Origin of the sequence: Longimicrobium sp. (assembly GCF_036399255.1) — a bacterium.
Classification (GTDB): domain Bacteria; phylum Gemmatimonadota; class Gemmatimonadetes; order Longimicrobiales; family Longimicrobiaceae; genus Longimicrobium.
In genome coordinates, this window is the sequence record NZ_DASWNM010000161.1 from 90963 (window position 1) to 115640 (window position 24678).

Below are 24678 nucleotides of genomic sequence, written 5' to 3' on the forward strand. Positions count from 1 at the left end.
ATGAGGATTCGATCCGCAGTCCCGTCCGACCTGCCGGACGTCGTCAGCATCTACAACCAGGCCGTCGAGGCCGGCTTTCAGACTGGTGACCTCACGCCGGTTTCCGTCGAGTCACGTCAGGCGTGGTTCGACAGCCACGGCGCCGACAGCTATCCGATCTACGTCGCCGAGCTCGACGGCCGTGTCTCGGGGTGGTGCTCCCTCAGCCCGTATCGTCCGGGCCGGGCCGCCTTCCGCCACACGGCGGAGATCAGCTACTACGTCGACGGTGCATACCGGCGGCGCGGCATTGCAGCCGCGCTCATCGGCCATGCGGTCACGGATTGCGTACGGCTGGACTTTCGCGTGCTGTTCGCGCTCGTGCTCCAGGGAAACGAACCGAGCCAGTCCCTGATGAACAGCCAGGGCTTCGAGCGGTGGGGATACCTGCCCGGTGTCGCCTGGTTCGGAGATACCGAGATCGGCCACCTGATCTACGGCCGGCTGGTTCAAGCCATGCGGCCGGAAGGCGCGTCGGGCGAACCGGACGGGGGCCCGTCCTGATCCCCGGACCAAGGATCCAACCTCATGCGGATGGATCGAAGCCCGCCGGAGTTTCCGGCGGGCTTCGTTCGTTCGCCATTCCACCACCCATCCGGACTCACGCACGCTTCACAGCGCCTTCACCTCCGCCACCAGCGTCTCGATGCTCTTCTTCGCGTCGCCAAAGAGCATCTCCGTCTTGGGGTTGTAGAACAGCTCGTTCTCCACGCCCGAATATCCCGCCGCCATGCTGCGCTTGAGCACGATCACGCTCCGTGCGCTGTCCACGTTCAGGATCGGCATCCCGTAGATGGGGCTGGCCGGGTCCGTGCGCGCCGCCGGGTTCACCACGTCGTTGGCGCCGATTACCAGCACCGCGTCCGTATCGTCTGGTGCAGGCAGAACCCGATCAGCGGCCGCCGCTTCTTGTCGTGGACCCGGAGATCGAAGTTCGAAGTGAGAAAAGACGCTGTCCCGTCCGACCTAGTGGGCGTGCGGCAGATTACTCCGTCCGCACCCTTGTCTCTTCCCCTTATTCCGAGGTCACCATGGAATACCGCGTCATCCCGTTCACCGCGAACATCGCGAACAATGAGGGGGCTCCTGCCGCCGCGTCTCAGCTCCAGGCGCTCATCGCCACCAATGCGGGCCAGGGGTGGGAGTACGTGCGCCTGGAACAGGTCGAAACGCACGTCGCGGGAACCGACGGCTGCTTTGGCATTGGCGCCGTGCCCCCCTCGAGCCGCTCGGTTTCCATGGCCGTGTTTCGGCGGTGAAATCGCTCCTGCTGCTCGTAATCCGCGTGTACTGGATCACATGGCCGGCGGCGTGGAGACGCAGATGCCTGTATCGGGAAAGCTGCTCCCGGTACGTACACCGGATTACGGCAGCGGAGGGGCTTGGGGCTGGATTGCGTGCGCTGCGCTCACGTGTTCGCACCTGCCGCCCGGGCTACGCAGTCGTCAGGTGCGAAGGGCACACCTGGCTGGCTCTGGGGGACGGCTCGTTGCTGGAAGCCGAGGAAGTTGCTCCACGTTTGCTGGCGACGGATTAGCGTGATCCAGTGCAGGGGCAGCACGCGGCACCCATATTCTTTTTGTGCCCGGAGCGCTTCGCTACAGCGCCTTCACCTCCGCCACCAGCGTCTCGATGCTCTTCTTCGCGTCCCCGAAGAGCATCTCCGTCTTGGGGTTGTAGAACAGCTCGTTCTCCACGCCGCTGTATCCCGCCGCCATGCTGCGCTTGAGCACGATCACACTCCGGGCGCTGTCCACGTTCAGGATCGGCATCCCGTAGATGGGGCTCGCCGGGTCCGTGCGCGCCGCCGGGTTCACCACGTCGTTGGCGCCGATCACCAGCACCGCGTCCACGTGGTCGAACTGGTCGTTGATCTCGTCCAGGTCGAACAGCCGGTCGTAGGGCACGTTGGCCTCGGCCAGCAGCACGTTCATGTGCCCCGGCATTCGCCCGGCCACGGGGTGAATGGCGTACTTCACCTCGGCGCCGCGCTTTTCCAGCAGGCCCGCCAGCTCGCGCACCTGGTGCTGGCACTGCGCCACCGCCATCCCGTACCCGGGCACCACCACCACCAGCCGGCTGAACGCCAGCTGTACCGCCGCGTCCTCGGCCGTGGTGGCGCGCACGGGCCGGTCCGCCGCCCCGGCCGCCGCGGCGCCCCCCTCCGGCGCGGCGCCGAACGCGCCGAACAGCACGTTGCGAAAGCTGCGGTTCATGGCCTTGCTCATCAGCACGCTCAGCAGCAGGCCGCTGGCGCCGTCCAGCGCGCCGCAGACGATGAGCACCGTGTTGCCGATGGCGAACCCCGTGGCCGCCGCGGCCAGCCCCGCGTACGAGTTCAGCAGCGAGACCACCACCGGCATGTCGGCCCCGCCGATGGGCAGCACCATCAGCACCCCGATCGCCAGCGCGCACGCCACCATCGCGTAGAACAGCGCCGGCGTGCCGGGGCGAAAGACCAGGAAGGCGAACAGGCCGACCGTGGCCGCGAACAGGACCAGGTTGGTGGCGTTCTGCCCGCGGTAGGTGATGGGGGTGCCGGTGATGAAGCCCTGCAGCTTGCCGAACGCCATGAAGCTGCCGGTGATGGTGATGGCCCCGAACAGCACCTCGAACCCCAGCGCCGCCATGATGGGCCGCGGCACGTCGCCGCGCAGCAGCCAGTACTCCGCCACGCCCACCAGCGTCGCCGCCAGCGCGCCGAACATGTGGCTGACGGCGATGCGCTGCGGCATGGCGGTCATCGGCACGAACATCCCCAGCGGGTAGCCGATGGCCGTGCCCAGCAGCAGCCCGCCGATGATCCAGTCGTAGCGTACGATGTCGTGGTGCAGCAGCGTGCCGATAATGGCCAGCAGCATTCCCAGCGCCGCCTGCTGCATTCCCCGCTGCGCCCGGTCCGGCCGGGTCAGCGACCGCAGGCCCAGGATGAACAGCACCCCCGCGGCCAGGTAGGTAAGCTGGATGGCGATCCCGCGCGCGTCCGTCGCGATCCCGGTCCCGTGCGCCCCGGCGGGATCCACCTGCAGGAGGACGATCATCGGGGCGCCCCTTCCTCCGGCCCCTTTCCGTCCCCGCCGCCGGGAAGGCGGCGGCGGAACATCTTCAGCATGCGGTCGGTGATCAGGAACCCGCCGACGACGTTGACCGTGGCCGCGGTGACGGCGATGAAGCCCATGATGGTGGCCGGCGTTCCGCGGTCCGCCCCCGCCAGCACCAGCGATCCGACGAGGGAGATGCCGGAGATGGCGTTCGTGGCGCTCATCAGCGGTGTGTGCAGCAGCGGCGGCACGCGGGTGATGACCTCGTAGCCCACGAACGCGGCCAGCACGAACACGAACAGCAGGGTGATGATCATCGGCTCCGGAGGGGTGGGAGGGGATGGGGCGGGATGGATGGGCTCGGTTGGATCAGGCGGGCGCGGGGTGCAGCATGGCGCGGACGCGGTCGTTCACCACCTCGCCGCCGCGGGCCACGCACGCCGCGCGAAAGATGTCGTCGTCCGGCGGCGGGGCGAACGCGCCGTCGCGGATCCACTCCAGGATCATGGCGGACAGCGTGCGGGCGTACATCTGGCTGGCGTTCAGCGGCATCTCGGCCGGCAGGTTCAGCGGGCCAAAGACGCGCACGCCGCCGGCGTCGAACACCTCGCCCGGCCGCGTCAGCGCGCAGTTGCCCCCGTTGGGCGCGGCCAGGTCCACGACCACGGAGCCCGGCGCCATCCGCCGCACGCCCTCCTCCGACACCAGCAGCGGCGCGGGACGGCCGGGGATCAGCGCGGTGGTGATGACCACGTCCGACGCCGCCACGTGCTCGGCCAGCAGCTCCACCTGCCGGCGCTGCCGCTGCTCGTCCAGCGCGGCGGCGTATCCCCCGCCCCCCTCCGCGCCGACGGTATCCAGCTCCAGCTGCACGAAGGTGGCGCCCAGCGAGCGCGCCTCCTCCGCCGCCGCCGCGCGCACGTCGTAGGCGCTCACCACCGCGCCCAGCCGCCGCGCCGTGGCGATCGCCTGCAGCCCCGCGACGCCCGCGCCAAGGACGAGAACCTTCGCCGGGCGGACGGTACCCGCGGCGGTGGTGAGCAGCGGAAAGAACTTGGGCAGCGCCTCCGCCGCCAGCAGCACGGCGCGGTAGCCGGCGACGGTGGCCATGGCGCTCAGCGCGTCCATCTTCTGCGCGCGGGTGGTGCGCGGCACCAGTTCCATCGCCAGCGCGGTGGCGCCGGTGGCCGCCAGCGCCGCCATCCCGCGCGGGTCGTCCAGCGGGCGCAAAAAGCCGATCAGGGTGCGGCCGGCACCCAGCAGCGGCAGGTCCTCGGCCGCGGGGCCCTGCACCCGCGCCACCACCTCCGCCCCCCACGCATCCCCCCGCGCGCCGATGCGGGCGCCGGCGGCCTCGTACGCGGCATCCGGCACGTACGCCTGCTGGCCCGCGCCGGACTGGACGACCACCTCCGCACCGGCCTTTACCAGCCGGGCGACGGCGTCGGGGACCAGGGCGGCACGGCGCTCTCCCGGCGCGGTTTCGGTGGGTACGCCGATGGTGAGGGGCATGGAGATGACGGTGGGGGACGGGGAGGGGTGGAGCGGGCTTGCCGTACAGGCTACACGCCAGCGGGCGCGGGCGCCATACAATCGTTGACACGGGCGGCGGAGACTGCCCGGCGCCCGGTCGGATCTCTTCCCGTCTCCGCACAAAGAACAGGTTTCACACAGAGTCAGCAGAGTCAACGGAGTTCGCTCGTGCCGTTCCCTCCATCCGCCAGCTCCGGCACAAGGGTAGACGCGTCGCACTCTCCTGGGCTCCAGCATCGTTTCGCGGAGGGGATCTCCCACGACGAGGAGGGGCCCGGCCGCATTGCGGCTGGGCCCCTCCCGCTGTCGCCGACGCCCGGCGGCCCCGGGGATCAGGGACCGGCGAGCACCCGGATGCGGGTGGCGTGGTACTGCGGCGGAAGCGAGCGGAGCTCCGCGCCCGCGTGCCGTGCCTCGATGCGCGCCCCGGAAGCCAGGTCGCGCACCTCTCCCGGCCGGCTCGTCCCGTCCGACCGCTGGACGGCGATCTCCGTCCCCGGCGAAAGCAGCAGGATTACCCGCTCGCCGGGTGCACTCGGCCGGTACACCTCCACCGTTACCCGCGCGGTGCCGCCGCCCGGCTCCACGCCGGCGATCACGCCGGACAGCGCCCGGTCCGGCCGCGGAGACCCGCCACCGCGCGCGGGCTCCGCCTCACCGGGGCTGCCCATGCCCTGCACGGAGTCAGCCGACGCCTGGCGGGATCAGCAGCCGTAGCCCGGGCGGCACAGGCTGTTGAGCGCGCCCAGGTCGGCCTCGATGCCCACCAGGCGGCTGGAGTACGTGGTGGTGTAGTCGGTCCCCGGGCCGCCCCACATCACGCCGTGAAGCTGCACGTCGTTCTCCGCCGCGCCGCTGCCGCCGATGTACACGAACACCGGCGAGCCGCTGTCGCCGCCCTCGGACCACACCTTGGAGATGTCCTGGCAGCGCAGGTTGCCGATGGTCACGCACGAGTTGGTGACCTGCCCGTACGTGGAGCCGCTGGTGCGGCCGGTCTTGTCCAGGTAGGTGCCCACCGGCAGCGTGCCCGTGTAGCGGCCGATGATGTCGTACTCGCCGGTCACCGTCAGGCTGGCCGGTCCGCCCGTGGCCCACGCCGTCCGCGCGATGCCGCCCTGGCCGATGGTGCGCGTGCCGTTGTGGCTGATGTAGGCCGCGTCGGCGCGCCGGCAGCTGGCGACGCCGGTCACGCAGGCGTACATGCCGCGGTCCGCGACCTCGGCGCCCACGGCGTTGCCGGCCGCGACGGTGTTCTGGTAGATGGTGACGCCGTCCGTGGCGTACTGGGTGGTGGTGCAGTGCGCGTTGGTCACGAAGATGGACGCGCCGTTGGAAACCCGCTTGGCGTTGAAGCCCTGCGTGCACACGTAGCCGCCGAACGCGATCTGGATTCCGCCCACCACGGTCGTGAACCGGTCGCGCACCGTGGCGCGCGTCTGCGGGCGCGGCTGTGTCTGCACGTGCAGGGCGGCCGCCGGCATCCCCAGGCTGGCGGCCTGCGCGCGCACCGCGGCGATGGCCGTGGCGTCGGCGACGCCCACCAGCACGCGGTTCTGCGCCTCGTCCACGTCGATCAGGAACACGTCGCCCCGGCCCAGCAGGGGGTGCAGCGCCTCGGACCAGTCGCGCAGCTGCGCAAAGTCGTACGCCGCCTGTACGAACACCGGCTGCTGCGGCGCGCCCGCGTGCCGTCCGCCGCGTGCGCGGACGAAGTGCTGCGCAAGGTACCGCTGCGCCGCCCCGCGCTGCGACGGGTCCACCAGCCGCACCACGGGGGTGCCGTCGTTCTGCAGGTAGAACCCGGCAAACCCGGGAACTTCCGCCCGCGCCACGCGCGCGAATTCGTCGTCGGGCGTGTGCAGGGCCCCCTGCGGCGCGGCCCGGTTCAGCGATGCATCGCGCGCGTCGGGGCCCACGGGCGGGGTGGAGTCGCAGGCGGCCGCCGCCAGCAGGGTGAGAATGGCGGCGGGAACGGATGTGGTGTACCTCATGTGCCCTCTTGGAAAGGATGGGGGTGCAGCCGGGAGAGATGTTGCGTGGATCAATTATGTGCGGGATATGGTAGCTTGCGCAAGGGCACGTGGAGACATCCATCGGCTGATACGGTGCGGTGTCACGCTCGCCGTTCCGTCCGATCTTGTCGATGGGACCGTAATCCCACCCGATAAGTGCTCGTGTTTTCCATCCGCCGGGTCATCCTTGGGGCGTGTGGAACGCGTGGATTTTCTTCGAATTACAAGGCGGATAATGATCTGCAGGACCAGAGACACACCGGACGCACGAAGCCCCCGCCGGAGGAACCGGCGGGGGCTTCGTTCTCGAGGGATCGTCAGCGGGCGGTCAGGAGTGGCCGCGGGCCGTCTCGTAGCGCTGGTTGACGAAGTCCCAGTTGACGGTGTTGAACCAGGCGGTCAGGTAGTCCGGGCGCCGGTTCTGGTAGTTCAGGTAGTACGCGTGCTCCCACACGTCGATGCCCAGCAGCGGCGTCTGCCCCTGCATGAGCGGCGTGTCCTGGTTGGGCGAGTCGGTCACCTGCAGCTTGCCGCCCTCGTCCACCACCAGCCAGCTCCACCCGCTGCCAAAGCGGCCCTTGCCGGCGTTGATCAGCTGTTCCTTGCACGCGTCCCAGCTGCCGAACGTGTTCTTGATGTCCTCGGCGATGGCGCCCGTGGGCTCGCCGCCGCCGCCGGGGCCCATCACCTGCCAGAACAGGCTGTGGTTGGCGTGCCCGCCGCCGTTGTTGCGCACCGCGGTGCGAATGGTCTCGGGCACTTCGTCGAAGCGGCGCATCAGCGCCTCGATGTCGTCGCCGGCGTTGAACTCGGGGTGCTTCTCCAGCGCCGCGTTCAGGTTGTCGACGTAGGTCTTGTGGTGCTTTCCGTGGTGGATCTCCATCGTGCGGGCATCGATGTGCGGCTCCAGCGCATCGTGCGCGTACGGCAGATCCGGCAGTGTGAACGGCATCCTCCACCTCCCTCAGGGTTTACGACCTCCGCGGGGCGCCCTGTCCCGTCGCCCCCGCCAAGACACGCGCAATCTACGCGGCAACGTCTGTTCCGCTACCCGCGCCGCTGCATCGGCTCGTCTACCGTGGGGGCTTGCGGGTGAATGATCTCGCCAAGCTGGATCACGTCCAGCGCAGCCGCGACGTCCGGCGCCAGCGGAGCAAGTTCGGCGATGCGCGCGCGAAACGAGTGAAGCACGACCAGCGCAATGCCCGAACGAGGGATGTTCTGCTGATATTCGATTCTGCGGTCGATGGTCACGAGCGCACCGAAGCCGGCCGCGCGCATCTCTCGGAGGAGCGCCCCATTCTTGAGGCCCTTCCAATCCATGTCCGCGACCGTATGAACGTCATGCCTCCAATTGGCCTGGCGCATGAGCGCACCGAGTTCAACCGGCACCTGCTCGTCAAGCAGCGCTCGCAAGCTGCTCCAGGGCGTCGGCGGCTTCGGCGAGGGCGGCGGTCGCCTGCTCCCGGGTCACGGTGGGAAACAACCGGAGAAAATCCTCCAGGCTGTCACCGGCGGAGAGATAGTCGATCAGGTTCTGCAGCGGCACACGCGTCCCGACAAAGACGGGGATGCCGCCCAGGATGTCTGGATCGCTGTGGATCACCGAGTTCGTCGTAATCATTCCGATCTCGCCGAGCGAGCTCCTGGCATGCTGCCAACGTCAGAGAAATCTGGATGGCAACGTCTGTTCCGCCACCCCTGACACCGTATCCGTGGGTGTGACGCCCGGCATCATCATACCCTTGCCTCCGCGATGGAACTTTGCGTCACCTGTCGATAGTATGTACGCCCATCTGAACGCCGCAGGCCCGGGCTGGACCCCCTCACTCGGTGCGGAAGGAGGAACCGGTGTATCCCATGCGCATGGAAGCGGGAGCCGTTCGTTTCTGGATCAAGGCTGCCACGGCCGTTCTGCTGCTCCTGGCGTGTGACGTACGCGCACTGCACGCGCAGCGGGTAGAAGGCCAGCTGCGCGACGCGGAAAGCCGCGCGCCCATCGCCGGCGCCACGCTGCAGCTGCTGAACGAGCAGGGCCAGCCGGTGCACCGCGCGGTGAGCGACGGCCGCGGCGTGTTCGTGCTGCAGGCGCCCGCCCCCGGCCTGTACCGCATTCATGCCTCGCGCCTGGGCTACCGCGACGCCACCAGCCGCTCCATCGACCTGGTGAGCACCGGCCTGCTGGAGGTGGAGCTGCGGCTGAGCGCCAGCACGGTGCAGCTGGAGCCGCTCACCGTCACCGGCATTCCCCGCTACGAGCGGCTGGAGCAGTCGGGCTTCTACGAGCGGCGGGACCACTATGGCCCCGAGGGGCTGCGCGAAGCCGTGTTCCTGGAGCAGCACGACATCGAGCGGATGAACCCCTTCAGCGTGCAGGACATCTTTCACCACGTGCGGGGCGTGCGCACCGACCGAGGCGGCATTCGCATGCGGGGCGGGTGCTTTCCCGCCATCGTCATCGACGGCGCGCTGGCGCAGACGGGAAGCAGCCGCATGGGGTTTCAGTCCATGATGTTCCGCGGCGGCGGCCGCGTGGTCTCGTCGCCGCGGTCGCTGGTGGGGGTAGAGGTGTACTACGGCAGCGCCATCCCCGCCCGCTACATGCTGGACGCCGCCGGCTGCGGCGTGATCATGTACTGGACCAAGTAGCGCATCCGGCGGATCAAAACGACGAAGAGCCGCCCCGGCGCACCGGGCGGCTCGTTTTGCGTTCGCATCCGCCGTCGCTCCGACCACGGCCACCGTCCAGGCCCGTGGATGGGCCGCGGTCCCGTCCGCCGCGGCTACCGCTCCGCGGCGGCCTTGCGCCGCGGGCGCGCGGCCGCGCGGGTGCCCACGCGCGACAGCAGCGCCTCGGGGTGGGTCTCGGCGATCTCCAGCAGGGTGAGCGCCATGCCGTCGGGCTGCCGCTTGCCCTGCTCCCACGCCTTTACGGTCTCGGCGCTGGCGTTGAGCACCCGCGCGAACACCGCCTGCGAAAGCCCCAGCTTTTCGCGGATCTGCTGCACGCACTGCGCCTGGCACGGGCGCGGCGGCTGCACCGCGGCCTCGCGCGCGCTCACCAGCCGCCGCACGCGGCGGGCGGGCTCGCGCTCGCCGCGGCTGACGGCCAGGGCCTCGTTGAGGCCCTCGATGAGCAGGTCGCCGAAGTTCTGGTCGGTGACCCGCACCGCGTCGTCGTTGTTGCTGGCCATTGCTTGCTCCCCCTAGTGGACCTGCACCCGGTTTACCAGCCGCCTGCGCGGCCAGTCCTCGCCCTTGATCTGCGCCACCACGGCGCGCACCTGCTTTTTCTGCGCGGCGGTAAGGTTGCCCTGCACGTTCTTGGGAAAGGCGAGGATGAAGTAGACCGTCGCCTGCTCCGGGACGTACAGGTACGCCACCCGCGCGCTGCCGCTTTTGCCCCGCTGCTCCTGCGCCGCCCGCACCTTGCGCACGCCGCCCGTGTTGACCATGACCACCCCCGCCCGCGGGTTGGCCAGCAGCGCATCTTCGACGGCCTTGAGCTCGAGGTCGTTGAGCACGCCCTTTCGGGTGCGCTCGAACAGCGCCAGCTGCACGAACTCCAGGAACTCGCCCCCGCCCTGCCCGCACGATATATAGTACACAGTACCCCACCTTGTCAAGACCCGGTGAATCCCTCCCGCCGCGCCGGAGTGCGCGGCGGTTCATCCGCTGCGGATGTGCGTGGAAACCGTGTGACGCGAAGGCCGCTTCTGGCCTGCGCAGGAGGTGAACAGAGTGTACATGCGAGGCACGCCGTCTGTCAAGATTGGCGGAACGGGAAAGCGGCAGGCCGGATGCTCGGCCTGCCGCTTCGTACGGACGGGGGAATCGGTCAGCGCGGTACTCGCGCGGCGCCGGGCGGATGCCGTCGCGCGCTCCACCCCACCGCGAGCGCCGCGGCAAGGATCACCAGCTCCAGCCCGAAGCTCCAGTGCAGGACAAAGTTCAGCACCCAGGCGTCGTGCCGCGCCGGCACGTGCGCCAGGACGAGCTCCGCGCGGGAGAACGGCCACAGCCAGCGAATTCCGCCCGCGACGGTATCGAGCACCTGGTGCAGCATCACGTTCACGGCCAGCACCATCATCGCCAGCCACGCGGTGCGTCCGGCGCCGCGCAGCCGCAGCACCAGTGCAGCCACGCCGAACACCGCCAGGCAGAACAGCGGCAGGTGCGGCAGATAGGCGTGGTGCACCTGCCGACGCTCGTCCACGAAGTAGAACCAGAGCAGGTCCAGGTCCGGCAGCACGCTGGCCGCCATCCCCAGCGCCATCAGCCCGCGGCGCAGCGGCTCCGGCGCGGGATGGCGGCGCAGGACGAACCGCGTCGCCAGGTAGCCAGCGGGAAGGTGGGCGATGAACAAGAGAAGCGGGACGGAAGGGTTTGCGTCAGCGGGAAGGAGCGCCGCGGGGCCGGCTCATCATCCACCCCACCGCCCCCAGCAGCACGCCGCCCACCAGCAGGAACGCCCAGTCGTACAGCGGAACGTGCACCGGCAGGTCGCGGACGTGGTGAAGCTGCAGCAGGTGATGGTCGATGATGCCTTCCACCAGGTTGAACGCCGCCCACCCCAGCAGCATCTGCCCCGCGAACACGCGCGCGGGCGGCGCCGTCCCCTCGCGCGCGTCCCGCCAGAGCAGCCACACGCCGGCCAGGGTGATGAGCCACGTGCCCAGGTGAAAGAGCCCGTCCCACCGCATGTTCTGCCGCATGGCCTCCATCGTGTGCGGCGGCAGCACGGCGGAGCCCATGTTGTGCCAGTGGGCGATCTGGTGCAGGGCGATGCCGTCCATGAAGCCGCCCAGCCCGACGCCCAGCACCAGCCCGGCGGAGACGCGGCGTCTTCTTGGCGAAACGGATGCGGCTGCAGGCACGGTGGCTGGGCGGTTGAGGGGAGCGATCGATCTACCGTCGTCCCCCGACCGCCCGCAAGCGCCGCACCGGGTGGCGTTTCAGCCTACCGCGCGCCGGACCGGGCGACCACCTCCAGCGCGCGCTCCAGCAGCTCGTCACGGCCCGCAGCCACGCCGGCGCGCGTGCGCTGCACCGGCACCGTGGGGTGGATGCCCACGCCGTGGTGCGTGGAGCCGTCGTGCTTCAGCACCCGCATCCCCGTCCAGCCCACGCTGTAACCGCCGGGGAGCATCAGCGGGTTCACGTTGCCGTTGGTGCCCGCGGTGGGCTGCCCCACGATCTCGCCCAGCCGGTACGCCTCCACGATTCCCATCATCGACTCGGCGAAGCTGATGGCGCGGCCGTCGGTGATGAACACGCGCGGCGCGGCCAGGTACGGCGCCGCCGGCTGCAGGTTCCACCCGTCGCGCCCCACGATGCGCTGGCCGGGGTCGTCCGGCTGCGTGACCACCGGCACCTGCCACTGCGCGCTGGTCCCCGGCTCGCGGATCAGGTGCGAAAAGAAGGCGAAGGGGTTCAGCCCGTCGGGATAGCCGCGCAGGTCGAAGACGAGCCCCGCCGCGCGCTCCAGGTCGGGAAGCGCGGCCTGGAGCTGCTCGTTGGTCACCCGGTCCAGGTCCACGTACCAGATCCCCGGCCGCACCTGCGCCACCGGCTCCGGCTTCCCCTCCGGCACCTCGGCCGGGGGAAGGCGCCGCAGCGTCACGGAGGCGGTGTCGCCGCCGGTGTGCCGCACCGTCACCCGCACCACCGAGTCGCGCCCCAGCAGCAGGCGGCTGTGGACCACGTAGTCACGCCACTGCGGCGTCGCCGCCGAAACCAGCTCGCCCTCCGCCCGGATGATGGAATCCGCCGGCAGCCCGTTGACGCGCAGCACCACGTCGCCGCGGCGGACGCCCTCCACGCCGGGTCCCACGGCCGTCACCGTGGGCCGGCCCTCCACCGCCTCCACGCGCACCTGCGGCGCGCGCTGGCCGCCCTCGCATGCGTGGCGCACGGAGCCGTGGCCGTCGTCCAGCGCGGCCACCATCCGCCGCAGCGTTCCCAGGAACTCGCACTCCCCGGCCGCCTCCGCGGCGCCCCGCAGCGCCTTCGGCAGTTCGGCGGCCCAGTCCGCGTCCACCACGTCGAAGTACGGATAGAAGTGCTGGAACACGTTCCACCCGATGGCCACCGCCGCCAGCCGCGTCGCGCGGTCGTCACCGGTCCCCGGCACGAACGGCTCCGGGTCCGGCACTGCGGCCACGCGGGGGAGCGTGGCGCCGTCCTGCGTGTAGAGGGAGACGGGGACGATGGCGCTCACCCCGCCGCCCAGCCGCACCCGCAGCGGGCGGCGCGGATCGGGGACGGTGTCCGGCAGCGCGCCCGTGGCGGCGTGGGAGGCGCGCACGCTGCGGTAGATGGACGGCTGGCTGAGCCCCACGCCCTGGTGGTGCCACCAGCGGATGGAGTCGCCGCCCGCCGTCGCGGCCTCGGCGAGCGGCGGATCGCCCGCGCGGACGACCACGGTGGGCGCGATGGGGCGAAAGAGCGAGTCGAGCGTCGCCGCCAGCCGCGCGGCGTCGGGCGCGCCCTCCACCGCCCGGATACCGGCGGCGGCAAAGGCGTTCCAGTCCGTGGCCGCGGCCTGGTCGCTGGGGTGAAAGAAGCGCACGTACCCCAGCAGCCGGGTGAACGCGGCCAGGTTCTCCGCCCCGCGCTCCGTCAGCGGGCGGGCCGGCTCCGCCCGCGCCGCGTCGCCGATCACTTCGAACGAGGCCTCGTCCAGCCACGCCTGCCCCGCGCCCACCAGCAGCATCCCGAACTGCACCGTCTGCGCGTCGGGCGCCACGTCGCCCACGATCTCGTACGCGCGCCACCCGGTGGTGCCCAGGATCGGGCGCGCCTCCATGTTGTCGAAGAAGCCCCTGCGCCCCTCGGCCCGGTCCACGCGCAGCCAGATGCCGGCGCGGTTCATCCCCGGCGCCAGCTGTGTGCGCACCCACGCGCGGTAGCGCACGCGCTTGCCGCGGTACGGCGCCGCATCCGCCGCCTGCAGCAGGTTGCCGAACTCGGCGGGGGTGCCGCCCGGCTGGCCGGTGACGCGCGCGGCCCGGCGCCCCTCGCGGGCATCCACCGAATCCAGCGCCACGGCGTAGTGCGGCGCCGGCAGCAGCCGCCACGCCGTCAACTCCGCGCCCTCCTCGAAGCCGGGGTTCGCGGGAATGGACTGCGCGAAGGCCGGGGCGGCCGCCAGCGACAGCACTGCAAGCAGGGCGGTGGATGAAGTACGCATGATCGGGACGGATCGCGGCGGTAAGATGGGCAGCGCGCGGGGCATTGCGCGGATGCCGGCGAAAAGCGGTGGTGTGACACCGGAAGGTGCGGTTCTGATCCACCCTGGCGCGCGCGCATCTCAAAACAGGAAAGCCCCCGCCGCACATCATGCGGCGAGGGCTCATCCCGCTGGATTCCGGATCGTGCTCAGTCGGGGAGCTCGATGGTGACGCGGGCCTGCTCGCACGCCGCGCCGCACCGGCGGCCGTTGGGATACAGCTTTTCGTAGCGCGGCTCGAACTGCTGGGTGTGTGTTCCCTGCGGCAGGATGACGCGCACGGTAACCTGCTCCGCCACCAGGTTGGGAAACAGCAGCTCGCAGGTGGCCGCGTCGGCGCAGTCGATGGCGTACTGCGTGGGATCGTTGGGCACGCTCGCCTCGATGCGGAACGCGCCCGTGGGCGGCCGGTCGAAGAGCACCGCCAGTCCGTTGTGGCAGCCGATGAGCGTGCAGGCGCCGGTCGGAATGCAGCCGGCCACGAGGGCGGTGGAGGCGCTGAGCAGGAAGGAGCGGAGACGCATGGCGGATCGGACGTTTGGTAGATGGTCAACAGTCACTACGCCCCGGAGAACGCGCGGACCCGCCGGGGGGTGACACGCGGACCGCCCTGCCTCGCGCTTCCGCCCGCATCCCGCCCCGCCACGTCCACCGCACCCGCGGCCACGCATCCGCCCGCCTGTCCGCGAAGGCGGACATCGTGTGGTTGTTGCAGCGAATTCATTCGCCCTTGCAGGCGACGGCACACAAGCCATCGACAGCACGATCGTCAGCCCCTTCAACCTCCGCCGATCCCCTGCGGAGGCTCACCCGCTGGCGGGCACGTCGTCGGTGACCAGGTCAAGCAGGTTCAGCAGATTGGCGGCGTCCAGCGGGTTCTGCACCACCGCCAGCGCCTCCAGCGCGAATCTCGCCATGTCCTTGACCACGGTGGCGTTCTTCTGCAGCCCGCCGCCCGCCTGCGACGCCGCAAGCTCCGCCGCCTGCATCGCGGTGATCTGCCCCGCCTGGGTCTGAATGGTGGAGATGAACGCCGGCACGCCCCACACCACGAACTCGAACGTCTGCAGCCGCGTCGCCACCTCCAGCTTCTTGGCGATCCAGCGCGAGCGGTCGTGCAGCGCGGTGATGGTAGGCAGATAGATGCTGAACGCGCCCGTGAGCCGGTTGACGCGGTGCGACTTGAAGAGCAGGCGGTAGTTGGTAAGGTGCAGCTTCCCGCCGATCCCCTCCTTGCCCGCGTATCCCATCACCCGCATCAGCTGGTCGGCGGGAAAGCGGCTCAGGCCGTGCTCGTCCAGCCGGATGATGGCGTTGGCCGGCTTGGAGATGACCACGCGCTCGCCGGCCAGCAGGTCCGAATCGTCGACGTTCATCGGTGGATGGGCGGGGAGAAGAGGTCGAGGAGGGGGCATCCGCATCCGGATTCGATACGCTATCGTCCGGTCGCCGGGCCGGGCAAGTGCATCCTCCCCCTGCCTTCCGCCCCGCCGGATCGCGTGACGCGAGCATGCCGGATTGAGGCACGGCTTGACTTCCGGAGCGCGCACTGTTAAGTTGGGAGCAGCGGAAAAACGTTCAGTCAAAAGACCTGGGCAGCGAAGCTGTCCGGGTCTTTGTGTTTTTCTCCGTAGCGCCGAACGCGGGGGCGCCAAATCCCGCAGAACACCCTCGGTCATGCGTACGGATACCCCGCACCCCTGACAGTCGGTAACAGTACAAGGAGCGCGGTATGCGTAGCAACGGAACGGTAAAGTGGTTCAACGACAGCAAGGGCTTCGGCTTCATCACGCCGGCCGACGGCCAGAAGGATTGCTTCGTTCACCACAGCGCCATCCAGGGGAGCGGCTTCAAGTCGCTCGCCGAGGGTGACTCGGTGGAGTTCGACATGGTGGATGGCCAGAAGGGCCCCGCCGCCGAGAACGTGACCCGCGTCGGCTGAGCCAGCGCAGGTTTCCCTCGGGCACTGCCTGAGTAAAAAGAGCCACCCCGAAGCGATTCGGGGTGGCTTTTTCTCGTTGCTGGCAGCCCATTGGCCTATGACGGAGCAGACCGGCGCACGCCAGAGCGCACTGCCGCGCACCTCGATCGTGGAGCGAGAAGATGGTTCACAAGATCGCGCATCAGGTCGTGCTGACCGCTCGCTCCCGTGCGCCTGCGGAAGCATCCGGCGATCCGCATCCCTCCAAAAAAATTCTCATGGCCCCCTGCCGCATTCCATCTATTTCCCGTTCCCGACACCCCACGCCGGCTCGTGCCTCGTCGACAGGCGCGCCATGCCTCCGCTCACCACGGCACGGGTTTCCGGACGGTGCAGAGGAAACGGCACGAGAAAACTCCCTTAACGCCGTTGACTCCGTGTGAGGCCCATTCCTTTGCGCGCTCTCCCATACACAAAAGCAAAAGAGCCACCCCGATGCTGCGGAGTGGCTCTTTTCACTGCGATCGTCGGCGTTCAGGAGCGCGCCAGCGCGTCTACCTGCTCCTCGACCCGGCGGAACTTGCGGGAGAGAAAGACCACGTATCCGAACAACAGCACCCACGCGACCGCGAACGCCACGAACACGTGCGTGTACGCCCGCAGCGTGCGCGGTGGCGTGTAGCGCGGCAGGCTGAACGCGCCCGTCTGCGCGGCGGCGGGGGCCGCGGACGGCGCGGCGGCTTCGGTGGCGGCGGGCTCCTGCGCCATCAGCGAGGGCGCCACGGACGGCGCGGCGAGCAGGGCGAAGAGCGCGAGCAGGACGATCCGGATGTGGCGCATCAGACGGAAACTCCGCGAGAAACGGGCGTGCCAGGGCGCAGGGTGGCGGCGACGCGCAGGGCGTCGATCCGCCCCTGCAGCCGCTCCACCAGGTAGCGGGCCAGCAGCAGCGAAAAGAAGAGAAGCGTAAAGGCCAGCAGCGACACCAGCAGCGTCTGCACGATCTCGGGCGCGGCGCTGGGGCCCTCGGGCTTCATGATCACCGGCTTGGGGTGCTGGCTGCGGAACCACTGCACGCTCATGTGGATGAGGGGGATGTCCACCGCCCCCACCACGCCCAGGATGGCGCCGAAGCGCTTGCCGCGCTCGGGGCTGTCCGTGGCGCCGCGCAGGATGAAGTATCCCACGTAGATGAACCACAGCAGCAGCGTCAGCGTAAGCCGCGGCTCCCACACCCACCACGCGCCCCACGCGATCTTGCCCCACAGCGGCCCGGTGATGAGCACGATGGTGGTAAAGATCACCCCCAGCTCCGCCGCCGCCACGGCGATGGCGTCCAGCCGCTCGTCCTTGAGCCACAGGTAGCCCAGCGAGCACAGCGCCACGATCCCGAACGCCAGGAACGCCACCCAGGCCGACGGCACGTGCACGTAGAAGATGCGCTGCACGATCCCCATCTCGCGCTCGGTGGGCGCGTAGAAGAAGATCATCCAGAAGCTGGCGACCAGCGTGGCCGCGGCCGCAAAGCCCAGCCCCACCGACCAGCGGCGCACCCCCTGCAGCGACCCGGCGTCCGCCGGCGCGTTGATGCCGTTCATCTCCATCCCGTTACCGGCGGGGGCCCTCACCCGCTCGCGTAGGCTCGCACCCTCTCCCGCAAGCGGGAGAGGGGATAGACGTCACAACTTCCATTCGCGCGTTTCCGCGGCTGCCGCATCGCGCGTCGAAGCGCCCCGCCCCGTCGGCTACAGTCCGCGCAGGCGGACTTTGCGCCCTTCCAGCGGCGAATTCATTCGCTCCTGGAGGCGGACATCACGCCTGCCGTCGTTCCACTCCTGGCGGCGGACGCCGCCCTTACCCTGCGCGATTCCCTCTGGAGGCAGACGCCGCATCCGCCTGTGGATCCGGCTCCGCGCACGCCGATCCTCCTCCGCCGCGGGGCGATCGACCCCGCACATCGATCCTTCCGCCGGACCTCGTCCTACTCCTCCACCGCAGAGCCGAAGGCGGCGGTGCAGACGAAGAGAAAGACCAGGTCGAACGCCAGCAGCATCCGCAGGTTGCCGCCCACCTCCGCCAGGGGGCGGCCGGCGAGCAGGCGCTGCGTGGCGCTGGCGGCAAAGATCACCACCGGGATCAGCAGCGGCAGCAGCAGGATGGGAAGCAGCGTCTCGCCCATGCGCGTGTGCGCCGCCATGGCGCTGAACAGCGTGCCCAGCGCCATGAACCCCACGGTCGCCAGCACCACCACCAGCACCAGCCCCCCCAGCGCCCCCGCGAACCGCAGCCCGAAGAACAGCGCGTAGACGGGAAAGATCACCGCCTCCACCGCCAGGACCACCACCAGGTTCGCCAGGAACTTGCCCAGGAACACCGCGCCGCGCGGCACCGGCGACACCAGCACCCCCGTCAGCGCGTCCGCCTCGCGCTCCATGGCAAAGCTGCGCCCCAGCCCCAGCGTTCCCGCGAACAGCACCGTCACCCACAGCATGGCGCCGGCGATGTCGCGCGAGCGCACCGTGGGGTCCAGCGCAAAGCTGAAGACCACGGCCACCAGCGCCGCGAAGGTGGCCATGGAGACGAAGCGCTCGCGCGAGCGCGCCTCCAGCAGCAGGTCCTTGCGGGCGATGGCCCACGCCTGCGCAACGTAGGCGGCCATCGTCAGACCGCCGCCGCCACCCGCTCGGTGTAGACCCGCTCCCACCCCGCCGCGTCGATCTGCCCGCGGCGCTCGTCGCTCACCCAGCGGCCGCCCACCTGCACCGCCACGCGGTCCGCCTGCTCCAGCCCCTGCGACAGGTTGTGCGTCACCAGCACTACCGTCCGCCGCCCGTCCTTCAGCCGGTCCAGCACCGACCGCAGCATCGCCGACGCGTGCGGATCCAGCCCCGTGTACGGCTCGTCCAGAAACACCACCTCGGGATCGTGCAGCAGCGTTCTGGCCAGCGCCAGCCGCTGCTGCATCCCGCGCGAGAACGTCCGCACCCGGTCGCGCGCGCGGTCCGTCAGCTCCACGCCGCGCAGCGCCTCGTCGATGCGCGCCCGGCGGTCCGGCAGCGCGTAGAGACGCGCGTAGAAGTCCAGGTTCTCCGCCGCGGTCAGCCCGGGATACAGAAAGGTCTGGTGCGAAAGCAGGCCGATCCGCCGCCGCCATCCCTCGTCATCCCCCCACACCTCGTCGCCGCGGATGCGGACGGTACCGCGGGTGGGGCGGACGACGCCGCACAGCATGCGCAGCAGCGTGCTCTTTCCCGCCCCGTTGGGCCCAAAGATGGTCAGGAACTCGCCGCGGGCCAGCGCCAGGTCGATCCCCCGCACCGCCGGGAGCGGGCCGTACCACTTCTCCACCCCGCGCGCCTCGACGGCGGGTGCGCTGGCGGGCACCGCGGGCGCGCCGCTCAACGCAGCCGCGCCCCGCACCCCGCGCAAAAGCGGCTCAGCGGCGGGTTCATGAAGCCGCACGCGTGCCGGTCCGGCCCCGCCGCGACGCGGCCGGACTCGATGCCCACCGCCTCCGCCGCGCGCATGGCCGCCAGCGCCTCCATCGACAGCCGCTCCTTCTGCGTGCGGTAGTCGGCGGCGTCCAGCTTGCCGCCCAGGTAGTCGTACTCCAGCTCCTTGAGCGCCACCAGCGCCACGCGGCGCCGCGCCTCGGCGTCGAGCACCGCGCCGGGCGCCACGTCCACCAGCAGCGCGTCGCGGCGCGCCACCAGCGGGCGCACCACGAAGGCGGCGGCCAGCAGCGCCAGCAGCATCGAGAAGAGCAGCAGCGTCACGCCACCTCCTCCGCGCGCTCGAACTCGCGAAGCGCCGCGTTCAGCCGCATCCGCTCCTCGTCCGACATCGGCGCGTCGGCGGCGGCGAGCGCGGGGCCCTGCCGGCGCATCACCGCCACCCGCTTCCACAGCACCAGGCCGCCGACGACCAGCGCCAGCGGCATGATGAGCCACGCCAGCAGCCCCGCCCCGCTGCGCCGGGGCACCGCGCGCCACTCCTCGCCGTGGCGCGCCAGCACGTCTTCGACGATGGCGCTGGCGCTCTGCCCCTGCGCCGCCGCCGCGCGGATGGAATCGCGCAGCATCTCCGCCGGCCCGCTGGGGCACACCTCCAGCATGAGCCCCGGGCAGTACGGCGAGCGCAGCCGCGCGATCGCCGCGTCCGCCGTCTTCTGCGCCTCCGCCGCCGGCACCTGCGCGCGCACCGGCGCGGCCACGACGATCATCAGCGCCACGATCAACAACCCGAGCCCACGCAATCCCCATCCGCGCAGGCGGATTTCGCGTCGTCCCAGCCGCGAATTCATTCGCCCCCGAGCCGCCTCGGCGCCGAATTCGACGATGCGCATCCTCATCACGCCTCCACCAGCTCGGATTCGGCGTCCGCGTCGGCCATCCGCCCCACGCGTACCACCTTGGGCCGCGCGACGACGGGGCGCGCGGGCTCCGCGCCGGGCCACAGCGCCACCAGCGTGCCGATCGCCATGATCAGCCCGCCGATCCAGATCCACGGCACCAGCGGCTGCACCAGCACGCGGAAGGTGGCGATGGGGCGCGGGTTGGTGCCGTTGATCACCCCGTTGGCGTCGTCGATGCCGGCGAGGATCAGGTACAGGTCCTCGTTCCACGCGCGGCGGATGCCCACCTCCGACGCGACCTCTTCACGCTGGCGGTACGAGCGCTTCTCCGCCGTCAGCACGCCGGCGGGACGGCCGTCCTTCGCCACGTCCACCGACGCGATCACCTTGGTCATGTTGGTCGCCGGGTAGGCGGACATGGCCTGGTAGGTGAGGAGGTAGGTGTGGCCGAACGGCGAGGCGATGGACAGCGACTCGCCCGGACGCAGCGCCACCTGCTTCTCGACGTCGTACGCGCTGCCGGCGAAGCCCATGAACATCACCACGAAGCCCGCGTGCACCACGTATCCGCCGTAGCGCCGCCGGTTGCGCTGCATCAGGTGGACGAAGGCCTTCACCGCGCCCTCGCCCTCGATGCGGGCCCGGGCGCGCGTCCCCTTCCAGAACTCCACCACGATGGTCGTCATGGTAAAGCTGCCCAGGACGAACGTCAGCAGCGCGTAGGTGTTGCGTACGCCCGTCACCCACAGCACCGCCCCGACCACCAGCGCCGCGCCCACGGGCGTGGAGAAGTTGCGGACCAGGTTGCGCCCCGTCGCCTTGCGCCAGGCGATCACCGGGCCCACGCCCAGCAGCCCCAGCAGGAACAGCCCCAGCGGGATGTTGACGCGGTTGAAGAACGGCGGGCCCACGCTGATCTTCTGCCCGGTGAAGCCCTCGGAGATCAGGGGGAACATGGTTCCCCACATCACCGTGAACATCGCCGCGACGAAGACCAGGTTGTTCAGCAGGAACGCCGCCTCGCGCGAAAGCACGCTCTCGAGCCGGTTTTCCGGGGCGAACGCGTCACGCCGCCACCACACCAGCGCGGCCGAGGTGACGATCAGGAACGACAGGAAGCCCAGGAAGATCCAGGAGATGGTGAGGTTCTGCGCGAACGAGTGCACCGACTCGATGAGCCCCGAGCGCGTCAGGAAGGTGGCGAACACGCTGAGCAGAAAGGTGCTGACGATCAGCAGCACGTTCCACATCTTCAGCATGCCGCGCTTTTCCTGGATCATCACCGAGTGCAGGAACGCCGTCCCGGTAAGCCAGGGAAGCAGCGACGCGTTCTCGACCGGGTCCCAGAACCAGTACCCGCCCCAGCCCAGCTCCACGTACGCCCACATCATCCCGAAGATGATGCCGTTGGTGAGGAAGAACCACGCGAGCAGCGTCCACCGCCGCGTCGTGGTGATCCACCGCGTGTCCAGCCGCCCCGAGAGGAGGGCCGACACGGCGAAGGCGAAGGGGACGGTGAAGGCGGTAAAGCCCAGGTACAGCGTGGGCGGGTGGATGGTCATCCAGTAGTTCTGCAGCTGCGGATTGAGCCCCCGGCCGTCGGCGGGGGTAAAGTCCATCAGCTGGAACGGGTTGGACGCGAACAGGACCACGCCCAGGAAGAACGAGAGGACGACCAGCAGGGTGCCGCTGACGTACGGCATGAACTCGCGGTTGCGGCGCCGGTTCTGGAACACCGCGATGGACGAGAACATGGCCAGCAGGAGCGCCCAGAACACCAGCGACCCCGTCTGGCCGGCCCACAGCCCCGTGATCTTGTAGAACAGGCTGAGCTCGCGGTTGCTGTACCCCGCGACGTACTTGTAGCCGTACTGGTTGCCCACGAACGCGGCGATGATGGCCGCGGACGACACGGCGACCAGGCCGAAGACGGCGTAGACGGACCGCTCGGCGCTGAGCACCCAGTCGCCGCGGCCGCGGTGGCCGCCGGCAAAGCCCAGCACGGCGCCCCACAGCGCCAGGATGAACGCGACCCAGAGGGCGACTTCCCCGATCTGCGTCACGCCTTGAAGTCCTCCTCGACGGCCTCGTAGCGAGAGCCGCACTTGGTGAGCACGGTGGTCGCCTCGAAGGTGCCGGCGGCGTTCATCTTCCCCTCGACCACCACGTCGCGCCCCTCCTCGAAGGTGTCGGGGAGCGGGCCGTTGTAGTGCACGGGAAAGCTGGTGCGCCCGCTGGCGATGTCGACCACGTTGAAGCGCAGGTCCAGCGTGCGCGCGTCGAACTGCACCGTGCCGGGCACCACGCGCCCGCCCACCTTGGCGCCCAGCTCGCGCGCGGAGGGGTCGGCGGTGACCTTGGCGGCCAGCTCGTCGGGCGTGTAGTAGTACATCATGGAGTCCTTCATGCCGGTAACGGCCAGGTACCCCACGACGCCGACCAGCACCAGTGCGCCGGCCGCGAACCTGCTCTGCTTCTTCACGGTGGTTGCCTCCGTGTACCGTGCCGCCTTGCCGAAGGCCGGGAATATACAGCCGAAACAGGTGCGGTGAAAGGGATTGCGCGTGGTGGGAAACCGGAGGGGCGGTAGGGGTTTGCCTGACGAGGAGCCAGGGGAGAGGGGACAGGTTACAGGGGACAGGTTACAGTGGGCGCCTGATACGCGGTGTCCGCGGGGGCAGGCTGTGGAGCGGGGCGAATGGCTCTGCGCGGGATGGCGGGCGGCCCACCACCCCGGCCCTCCCCCGCAAACTGCGCGGGGGAGGGTGACGCGAGACACAGCGTCTGGAGCGTGGATCCGAATGCTCCACTCTGCGTGGGTTGCACCTTACCTGGCGGCAACACCAACCTCCCCCAGCAGTTTTGGGGGAGGTGGCGAGCCTGAGCGAGCCGGTGGGGGCGCCCGGCGGACGCAGCTCACCCCCATCCGAAGCGGGATCGAATTACTGCCCGCCCCTACGTCACCGCGCCGGAGAGCGGCACGTCCACGCGCAGCTCCCAGCGACAACTGGCGCAGTGGACGGTGTGGGGCTGCTTCATCCGCCCCGTCTCGCCGAACTCCTGCCCGGTGCCGCACTTGGGGCAGGCGCCGCGCAGGGAGACGAGGGTGCGGTGCTCGCGAAAGCGGTTCAGCGCGCGCACGGCGCCCAACCCCAGCACCAGCAGCACCCAGGGGACGTGCGGCGGAATCCAGAACACCACCGGCGCCAGCAGCCACAATCCCAGCTGCGTGAGCGCCGACGAGCGCCTCCACCCCGGCGTGCGCTCGATGACCCGCGCATGCGCCTCCGTCCATTCACCGCCGGCGAACACCAGCCGTGCGGGCACCTCGGGTACGGCCGGCTGCGTCACTGCGCGCGGGACTGCACCGCCGCCGCCGCGCCCACGCCGGCCAGGTCCCACACGATGTCGTTGAACGACGCCGTGGCCCCCTCGCGCCCCCGGTCGCGCAGCTCCTTGCCGATCCCCACCGCCGCGCCCGTCCCCACGCCCACCATCAGCGCGGAGTCGTGGTCCAGCCCCGCGGCCCGCGCCCCGCTGGCCGCCAGGCTGGTGACGATGAACGAGGTGACGAGGTGCTTGAACTTGTCCTCGCCAAAGAAGCTGTCGCGCGGCTGCCGGGGCTGCTGCGGCCCGCCAAGGGAAAGGCAGAGAAAGAGGATGCACGCGTTCACGGGCGGATCTCGGTTCGGGAAAGGCGCGGCGATCGTCCGGGGGAAGATGGCGCACCGGGGGCCGGATGCCAAGCACCGCGAGCCCGTTGCACGATCGTACCCGCATCTGGAACAAAGTCCAACAAAAGACCATTCACCTTCCGAGACAACAATTGTATATTAGAAATCGAGCGTGCGTGCGGATGACGCCGTGGACGCGGGCGGCAGCCCGCTCCCGGTTCGCCACGCTGCGCCCGGATGCCCCGCCCGGCCGCCCCCACGCGCCGCCGTGGCCAGAAAACCAGCAGCCCCCGGAGGACACCATGGCCCGCCTGACCGTCGAAGCCGTCGCCGAAGACACCCTCGTGGCGCCCGAAGAGCGCCCCACCAACCGCATCGTCGCGTCCGTCACCGACCCCAACGGCGAGCCGGTGACCGGCCTGACCGCGGCCAACTTCCTCATCGACCCCATGGCGGCCGGCAACGCCGCCAAGGTGAACGTGGCGCGGGTGAGCGCGGCGCGGCTGCCGGGCTTCTACCACATCGACGTGGTGCCCAACGGCGCCGAGCCGCGCCCCCGCAGCGTCCAGGTCTTCGCCATCGCCGCCTCGCGCGGCGCCGACAAGGGGCAGACGCTCGCCACGCTGGCCGTGGACTGATCCGGAAACAGAAGGCCTCACGCAGAGACGCGAAGGCGTGGAGGGAAGAACGTTCATCATCCTCTCCCCGCGTCCCTGCGTGATACGAGACCCTCCTAAGAAACTCCTGTCGGTAGGAGTTCGCCCGTGTCGATAGCGACAAGGGCGAAGCCGAGGGCATCGGCCCGTTTGTGCAGTTTGCGTACGAGGCGCTGTCGCTGTCGCGCATCATAGGCGTCGGGACCAGGGTCCT

The 24678-nt window shown here is 70.1% G+C and carries 31 protein-coding genes and 1 pseudogene; 6 read left to right on the top strand and 26 right to left on the bottom strand.

Going from position 1 to position 24678, the window contains the following annotated elements:
* A complete protein-coding gene (locus tag VGC13_RS30530) occupies positions 1-543 on the top strand; it encodes an N-acetyltransferase family protein (RefSeq protein ID WP_331129131.1) in 543 nt (180 codons plus the stop codon).
* A gap of 108 nt (positions 544-651) precedes the next feature.
* Here VGC13_RS30530 and VGC13_RS30535 read toward each other — a convergent pair.
* Positions 652-909, bottom strand: a pseudogene (locus tag VGC13_RS30535) (NAD(P)(+) transhydrogenase (Re/Si-specific) subunit beta); the annotation flags it as partial.
* Positions 910-1070: 161 nt separating this feature from the next.
* Between VGC13_RS30535 and VGC13_RS30540 the strand changes: the two are divergent.
* Both VGC13_RS30540 and yidD read left to right on the top strand, forming a co-directional pair.
* Positions 1071-1298 carry a hypothetical protein gene (locus tag VGC13_RS30540; RefSeq protein ID WP_331129132.1) on the top strand — a complete coding sequence of 76 codons (228 nt, stop codon included), beginning with the start codon at positions 1071-1073 and terminating at the stop codon, positions 1296-1298.
* Positions 1295-1576, top strand: coding sequence for a membrane protein insertion efficiency factor YidD (yidD, locus tag VGC13_RS33755; RefSeq protein ID WP_414683025.1), 282 nt, complete (start codon positions 1295-1297; stop codon positions 1574-1576). Before VGC13_RS30540 ends, yidD begins: the two co-directional genes overlap by 4 nt.
* A 61-nt stretch (positions 1577-1637) precedes the next feature.
* On the opposite strand, the gene VGC13_RS30545 is transcribed toward yidD, so the two are convergent.
* The 8 genes from VGC13_RS30545 to VGC13_RS30580 form a co-directional block, all read right to left on the bottom strand.
* Positions 1638-3080 carry an NAD(P)(+) transhydrogenase (Re/Si-specific) subunit beta gene (locus tag VGC13_RS30545; RefSeq protein WP_331129133.1) on the bottom strand — a complete coding sequence of 481 codons (1443 nt, stop codon included), beginning with the start codon at positions 3078-3080 and terminating at the stop codon, positions 1638-1640.
* Entirely contained in the window at positions 3077-3397 is a 321-nt protein-coding gene (locus VGC13_RS30550) for an NAD(P) transhydrogenase subunit alpha (protein ID WP_331129134.1), read from the bottom strand. The genes VGC13_RS30545 and VGC13_RS30550 overlap by 4 nt, the downstream gene beginning before the upstream one ends.
* A gap of 52 nt (positions 3398-3449) precedes the next feature.
* Entirely contained in the window at positions 3450-4592 is a 1143-nt protein-coding gene (locus tag VGC13_RS30555) for a Re/Si-specific NAD(P)(+) transhydrogenase subunit alpha (protein WP_331129135.1), read from the bottom strand.
* A 353-nt stretch (positions 4593-4945) separates the two neighbouring features.
* Positions 4946-5284, bottom strand: a complete 339-nt coding sequence (locus VGC13_RS30560; protein ID WP_331129136.1) for a hypothetical protein — start codon at positions 5282-5284, stop codon at positions 4946-4948.
* Positions 5285-5317: 33 nt separating this feature from the next.
* Positions 5318-6607: a hypothetical protein gene (locus VGC13_RS30565; protein ID WP_331129137.1), complete on the bottom strand. Its 1290-nt coding sequence runs from the start codon at positions 6605-6607 to the stop codon at positions 5318-5320.
* Between the two features lie 349 nt (positions 6608-6956).
* On the bottom strand, positions 6957-7580 hold the full coding sequence (locus VGC13_RS30570; RefSeq protein ID WP_331129138.1) for a superoxide dismutase: 624 nt from the start codon (positions 7578-7580) through the stop codon (positions 6957-6959).
* Positions 7581-7675: 95 nt separating this feature from the next.
* Complete coding sequence (locus VGC13_RS30575) at positions 7676-8044, bottom strand: hypothetical protein (protein ID WP_331129139.1); 369 nt, start codon at positions 8042-8044, stop codon at positions 7676-7678.
* The gene (locus tag VGC13_RS30580) at positions 8028-8252 is read right to left on the bottom strand and encodes a DUF433 domain-containing protein (RefSeq protein ID WP_331129140.1); all 225 of its coding nucleotides are present in this window, start codon (positions 8250-8252) and stop codon (positions 8028-8030) included. Before VGC13_RS30580 ends, VGC13_RS30575 begins: the two co-directional genes overlap by 17 nt.
* 236 nt (positions 8253-8488) lie before the next feature.
* On the opposite strand from VGC13_RS30580, the gene VGC13_RS30585 reads away from it, so the two are divergent.
* Positions 8489-9277 (top strand): carboxypeptidase-like regulatory domain-containing protein, encoded by a 789-nt coding sequence (locus VGC13_RS30585; RefSeq protein WP_331129141.1) that lies wholly within the window; start codon positions 8489-8491, stop codon positions 9275-9277.
* 134 nt (positions 9278-9411) lie between these two features.
* Here VGC13_RS30585 and VGC13_RS30590 read toward each other — a convergent pair whose 3' ends face one another.
* From VGC13_RS30590 to VGC13_RS30620, 7 genes are all read right to left on the bottom strand, one after another.
* Entirely contained in the window at positions 9412-9822 is a 411-nt protein-coding gene (locus tag VGC13_RS30590) for a helix-turn-helix domain-containing protein (protein ID WP_331129142.1), read from the bottom strand.
* A gap of 12 nt (positions 9823-9834) precedes the next feature.
* Positions 9835-10236 carry a type II toxin-antitoxin system RelE/ParE family toxin gene (locus VGC13_RS30595; protein ID WP_331129143.1) on the bottom strand — a complete coding sequence of 134 codons (402 nt, stop codon included), beginning with the start codon at positions 10234-10236 and terminating at the stop codon, positions 9835-9837.
* Positions 10237-10466: 230 nt separating this feature from the next.
* Positions 10467-10994, bottom strand: a complete 528-nt coding sequence (locus tag VGC13_RS30600; protein ID WP_331129144.1) for a metal-dependent hydrolase — start codon at positions 10992-10994, stop codon at positions 10467-10469.
* Between the two features lie 25 nt (positions 10995-11019).
* Positions 11020-11505 carry a DUF2243 domain-containing protein gene (locus tag VGC13_RS30605; RefSeq protein ID WP_331129145.1) on the bottom strand — a complete coding sequence of 162 codons (486 nt, stop codon included), beginning with the start codon at positions 11503-11505 and terminating at the stop codon, positions 11020-11022.
* 83 nt (positions 11506-11588) lie between these two features.
* Entirely contained in the window at positions 11589-13820 is a 2232-nt protein-coding gene (locus VGC13_RS30610; protein ID WP_331129146.1) for a S41 family peptidase, read from the bottom strand.
* Positions 13821-14008: 188 nt separating this feature from the next.
* On the bottom strand, positions 14009-14383 hold the full coding sequence (locus tag VGC13_RS30615; protein ID WP_331129147.1) for a hypothetical protein: 375 nt from the start codon (positions 14381-14383) through the stop codon (positions 14009-14011).
* Between the two features lie 282 nt (positions 14384-14665).
* Positions 14666-15235, bottom strand: coding sequence for a hypothetical protein (locus VGC13_RS30620; protein ID WP_331129148.1), 570 nt, complete (start codon positions 15233-15235; stop codon positions 14666-14668).
* A 356-nt stretch (positions 15236-15591) separates the two neighbouring features.
* Between VGC13_RS30620 and VGC13_RS30625 the strand changes: the two genes are divergently transcribed.
* Positions 15592-15801, top strand: coding sequence for a cold shock domain-containing protein (locus tag VGC13_RS30625; protein ID WP_331129149.1), 210 nt, complete (start codon positions 15592-15594; stop codon positions 15799-15801).
* A gap of 513 nt (positions 15802-16314) precedes the next feature.
* On the opposite strand, the gene VGC13_RS30630 is transcribed toward VGC13_RS30625, so the two are convergent.
* The 10 genes from VGC13_RS30630 to VGC13_RS30675 all read right to left on the bottom strand — a co-directional run bounded on the left by VGC13_RS30630 (position 16315) and on the right by VGC13_RS30675 (position 23808).
* Positions 16315-16620, bottom strand: a complete 306-nt coding sequence (locus tag VGC13_RS30630) for a CcmD family protein (protein ID WP_331129150.1) — start codon at positions 16618-16620, stop codon at positions 16315-16317.
* The gene (gene ccsA, locus VGC13_RS30635; RefSeq protein WP_331129151.1) at positions 16620-17378 is read right to left on the bottom strand and encodes a cytochrome c biogenesis protein CcsA; all 759 of its coding nucleotides are present in this window, start codon (positions 17376-17378) and stop codon (positions 16620-16622) included. Before ccsA ends, VGC13_RS30630 begins: the two co-directional genes overlap by 1 nt.
* A 383-nt stretch (positions 17379-17761) precedes the next feature.
* Positions 17762-18439 (bottom strand): heme exporter protein CcmB, encoded by a 678-nt coding sequence (locus tag VGC13_RS30640; protein ID WP_331129152.1) that lies wholly within the window; start codon positions 18437-18439, stop codon positions 17762-17764.
* 2 nt (positions 18440-18441) lie between these two features.
* Complete coding sequence (ccmA, locus tag VGC13_RS30645) at positions 18442-19182, bottom strand: heme ABC exporter ATP-binding protein CcmA (protein WP_331129153.1); 741 nt, start codon at positions 19180-19182, stop codon at positions 18442-18444.
* Positions 19179-19556, bottom strand: a complete 378-nt coding sequence (locus VGC13_RS30650; protein ID WP_331129154.1) for a hypothetical protein — start codon at positions 19554-19556, stop codon at positions 19179-19181. Before VGC13_RS30650 ends, ccmA begins: the two co-directional genes overlap by 4 nt.
* Positions 19553-20002 (bottom strand): cytochrome c-type biogenesis protein CcmH, encoded by a 450-nt coding sequence (locus VGC13_RS30655; RefSeq protein WP_331129161.1) that lies wholly within the window; start codon positions 20000-20002, stop codon positions 19553-19555. Before VGC13_RS30655 ends, VGC13_RS30650 begins: the two co-directional genes overlap by 4 nt.
* Positions 20003-20130: 128 nt before the next feature.
* Entirely contained in the window at positions 20131-22197 is a 2067-nt protein-coding gene (locus VGC13_RS30660; protein WP_331129155.1) for a heme lyase CcmF/NrfE family subunit, read from the bottom strand.
* Positions 22194-22616: a cytochrome c maturation protein CcmE gene (locus VGC13_RS30665; RefSeq protein WP_331129156.1), complete on the bottom strand. Its 423-nt coding sequence runs from the start codon at positions 22614-22616 to the stop codon at positions 22194-22196. The genes VGC13_RS30660 and VGC13_RS30665 overlap by 4 nt, the downstream gene beginning before the upstream one ends.
* A gap of 473 nt (positions 22617-23089) precedes the next feature.
* Positions 23090-23485 carry a hypothetical protein gene (locus tag VGC13_RS30670; RefSeq protein WP_331129157.1) on the bottom strand — a complete coding sequence of 132 codons (396 nt, stop codon included), beginning with the start codon at positions 23483-23485 and terminating at the stop codon, positions 23090-23092.
* On the bottom strand, positions 23482-23808 hold the full coding sequence (locus tag VGC13_RS30675) for a hypothetical protein (protein ID WP_331129158.1): 327 nt from the start codon (positions 23806-23808) through the stop codon (positions 23482-23484). The genes VGC13_RS30670 and VGC13_RS30675 overlap by 4 nt, the downstream gene beginning before the upstream one ends.
* 302 nt (positions 23809-24110) lie before the next feature.
* Here VGC13_RS30675 and VGC13_RS30680 point away from each other — a divergent pair, with 302 nt between their 5' ends.
* Positions 24111-24446, top strand: coding sequence for a hypothetical protein (locus VGC13_RS30680; RefSeq protein WP_331129159.1), 336 nt, complete (start codon positions 24111-24113; stop codon positions 24444-24446).
* Positions 24447-24678: the final 232 nt, after the last annotated feature.

What these genes read in the sequence shown, in the direction of transcription:
- VGC13_RS30530 (WP_331129131.1), top strand. Translation starts at nt 1, where the DNA reads ATGAGGATTCGATCCGCAGTCCCGTCCGACCTGCCGGACGTCGTCAGC.
- VGC13_RS30540 (WP_331129132.1), top strand. Translation starts at nt 1,071, where the DNA reads ATGGAATACCGCGTCATCCCGTTCACCGCGAACATCGCGAACAATGAG.
- VGC13_RS30545 (WP_331129133.1), bottom strand. Translation starts at nt 3,080, where the DNA reads ATGATCGTCCTCCTGCAGGTGGATCCCGCCGGGGCGCACGGGACCGGG.
- VGC13_RS30550 (WP_331129134.1), bottom strand. Translation starts at nt 3,397, where the DNA reads ATGATCATCACCCTGCTGTTCGTGTTCGTGCTGGCCGCGTTCGTGGGC.
- VGC13_RS30555 (WP_331129135.1), bottom strand. Translation starts at nt 4,592, where the DNA reads ATGCCCCTCACCATCGGCGTACCCACCGAAACCGCGCCGGGAGAGCGC.
- VGC13_RS30560 (WP_331129136.1), bottom strand. Translation starts at nt 5,284, where the DNA reads ATGGGCAGCCCCGGTGAGGCGGAGCCCGCGCGCGGTGGCGGGTCTCCG.
- VGC13_RS30565 (WP_331129137.1), bottom strand. Translation starts at nt 6,607, where the DNA reads ATGAGGTACACCACATCCGTTCCCGCCGCCATTCTCACCCTGCTGGCG.
- VGC13_RS30570 (WP_331129138.1), bottom strand. Translation starts at nt 7,580, where the DNA reads ATGCCGTTCACACTGCCGGATCTGCCGTACGCGCACGATGCGCTGGAG.
- VGC13_RS30580 (WP_331129140.1), bottom strand. Translation starts at nt 8,252, where the DNA reads ATGATTACGACGAACTCGGTGATCCACAGCGATCCAGACATCCTGGGC.
- VGC13_RS30585 (WP_331129141.1), top strand. Translation starts at nt 8,489, where the DNA reads ATGCGCATGGAAGCGGGAGCCGTTCGTTTCTGGATCAAGGCTGCCACG.
- VGC13_RS30590 (WP_331129142.1), bottom strand. Translation starts at nt 9,822, where the DNA reads ATGGCCAGCAACAACGACGACGCGGTGCGGGTCACCGACCAGAACTTC.
- VGC13_RS30610 (WP_331129146.1), bottom strand. Translation starts at nt 13,820, where the DNA reads ATGCGTACTTCATCCACCGCCCTGCTTGCAGTGCTGTCGCTGGCGGCC.
- VGC13_RS30615 (WP_331129147.1), bottom strand. Translation starts at nt 14,383, where the DNA reads ATGCGTCTCCGCTCCTTCCTGCTCAGCGCCTCCACCGCCCTCGTGGCC.
- VGC13_RS30620 (WP_331129148.1), bottom strand. Translation starts at nt 15,235, where the DNA reads ATGAACGTCGACGATTCGGACCTGCTGGCCGGCGAGCGCGTGGTCATC.
- VGC13_RS30625 (WP_331129149.1), top strand. Translation starts at nt 15,592, where the DNA reads ATGCGTAGCAACGGAACGGTAAAGTGGTTCAACGACAGCAAGGGCTTC.
- VGC13_RS30630 (WP_331129150.1), bottom strand. Translation starts at nt 16,620, where the DNA reads ATGCGCCACATCCGGATCGTCCTGCTCGCGCTCTTCGCCCTGCTCGCC.
- ccsA (WP_331129151.1), bottom strand. Translation starts at nt 17,378, where the DNA reads ATGAACGGCATCAACGCGCCGGCGGACGCCGGGTCGCTGCAGGGGGTG.
- VGC13_RS30640 (WP_331129152.1), bottom strand. Translation starts at nt 18,439, where the DNA reads ATGGCCGCCTACGTTGCGCAGGCGTGGGCCATCGCCCGCAAGGACCTG.
- VGC13_RS30655 (WP_331129161.1), bottom strand. Translation starts at nt 20,002, where the DNA reads ATGATCGTCGTGGCCGCGCCGGTGCGCGCGCAGGTGCCGGCGGCGGAG.
- VGC13_RS30680 (WP_331129159.1), top strand. Translation starts at nt 24,111, where the DNA reads ATGGCCCGCCTGACCGTCGAAGCCGTCGCCGAAGACACCCTCGTGGCG.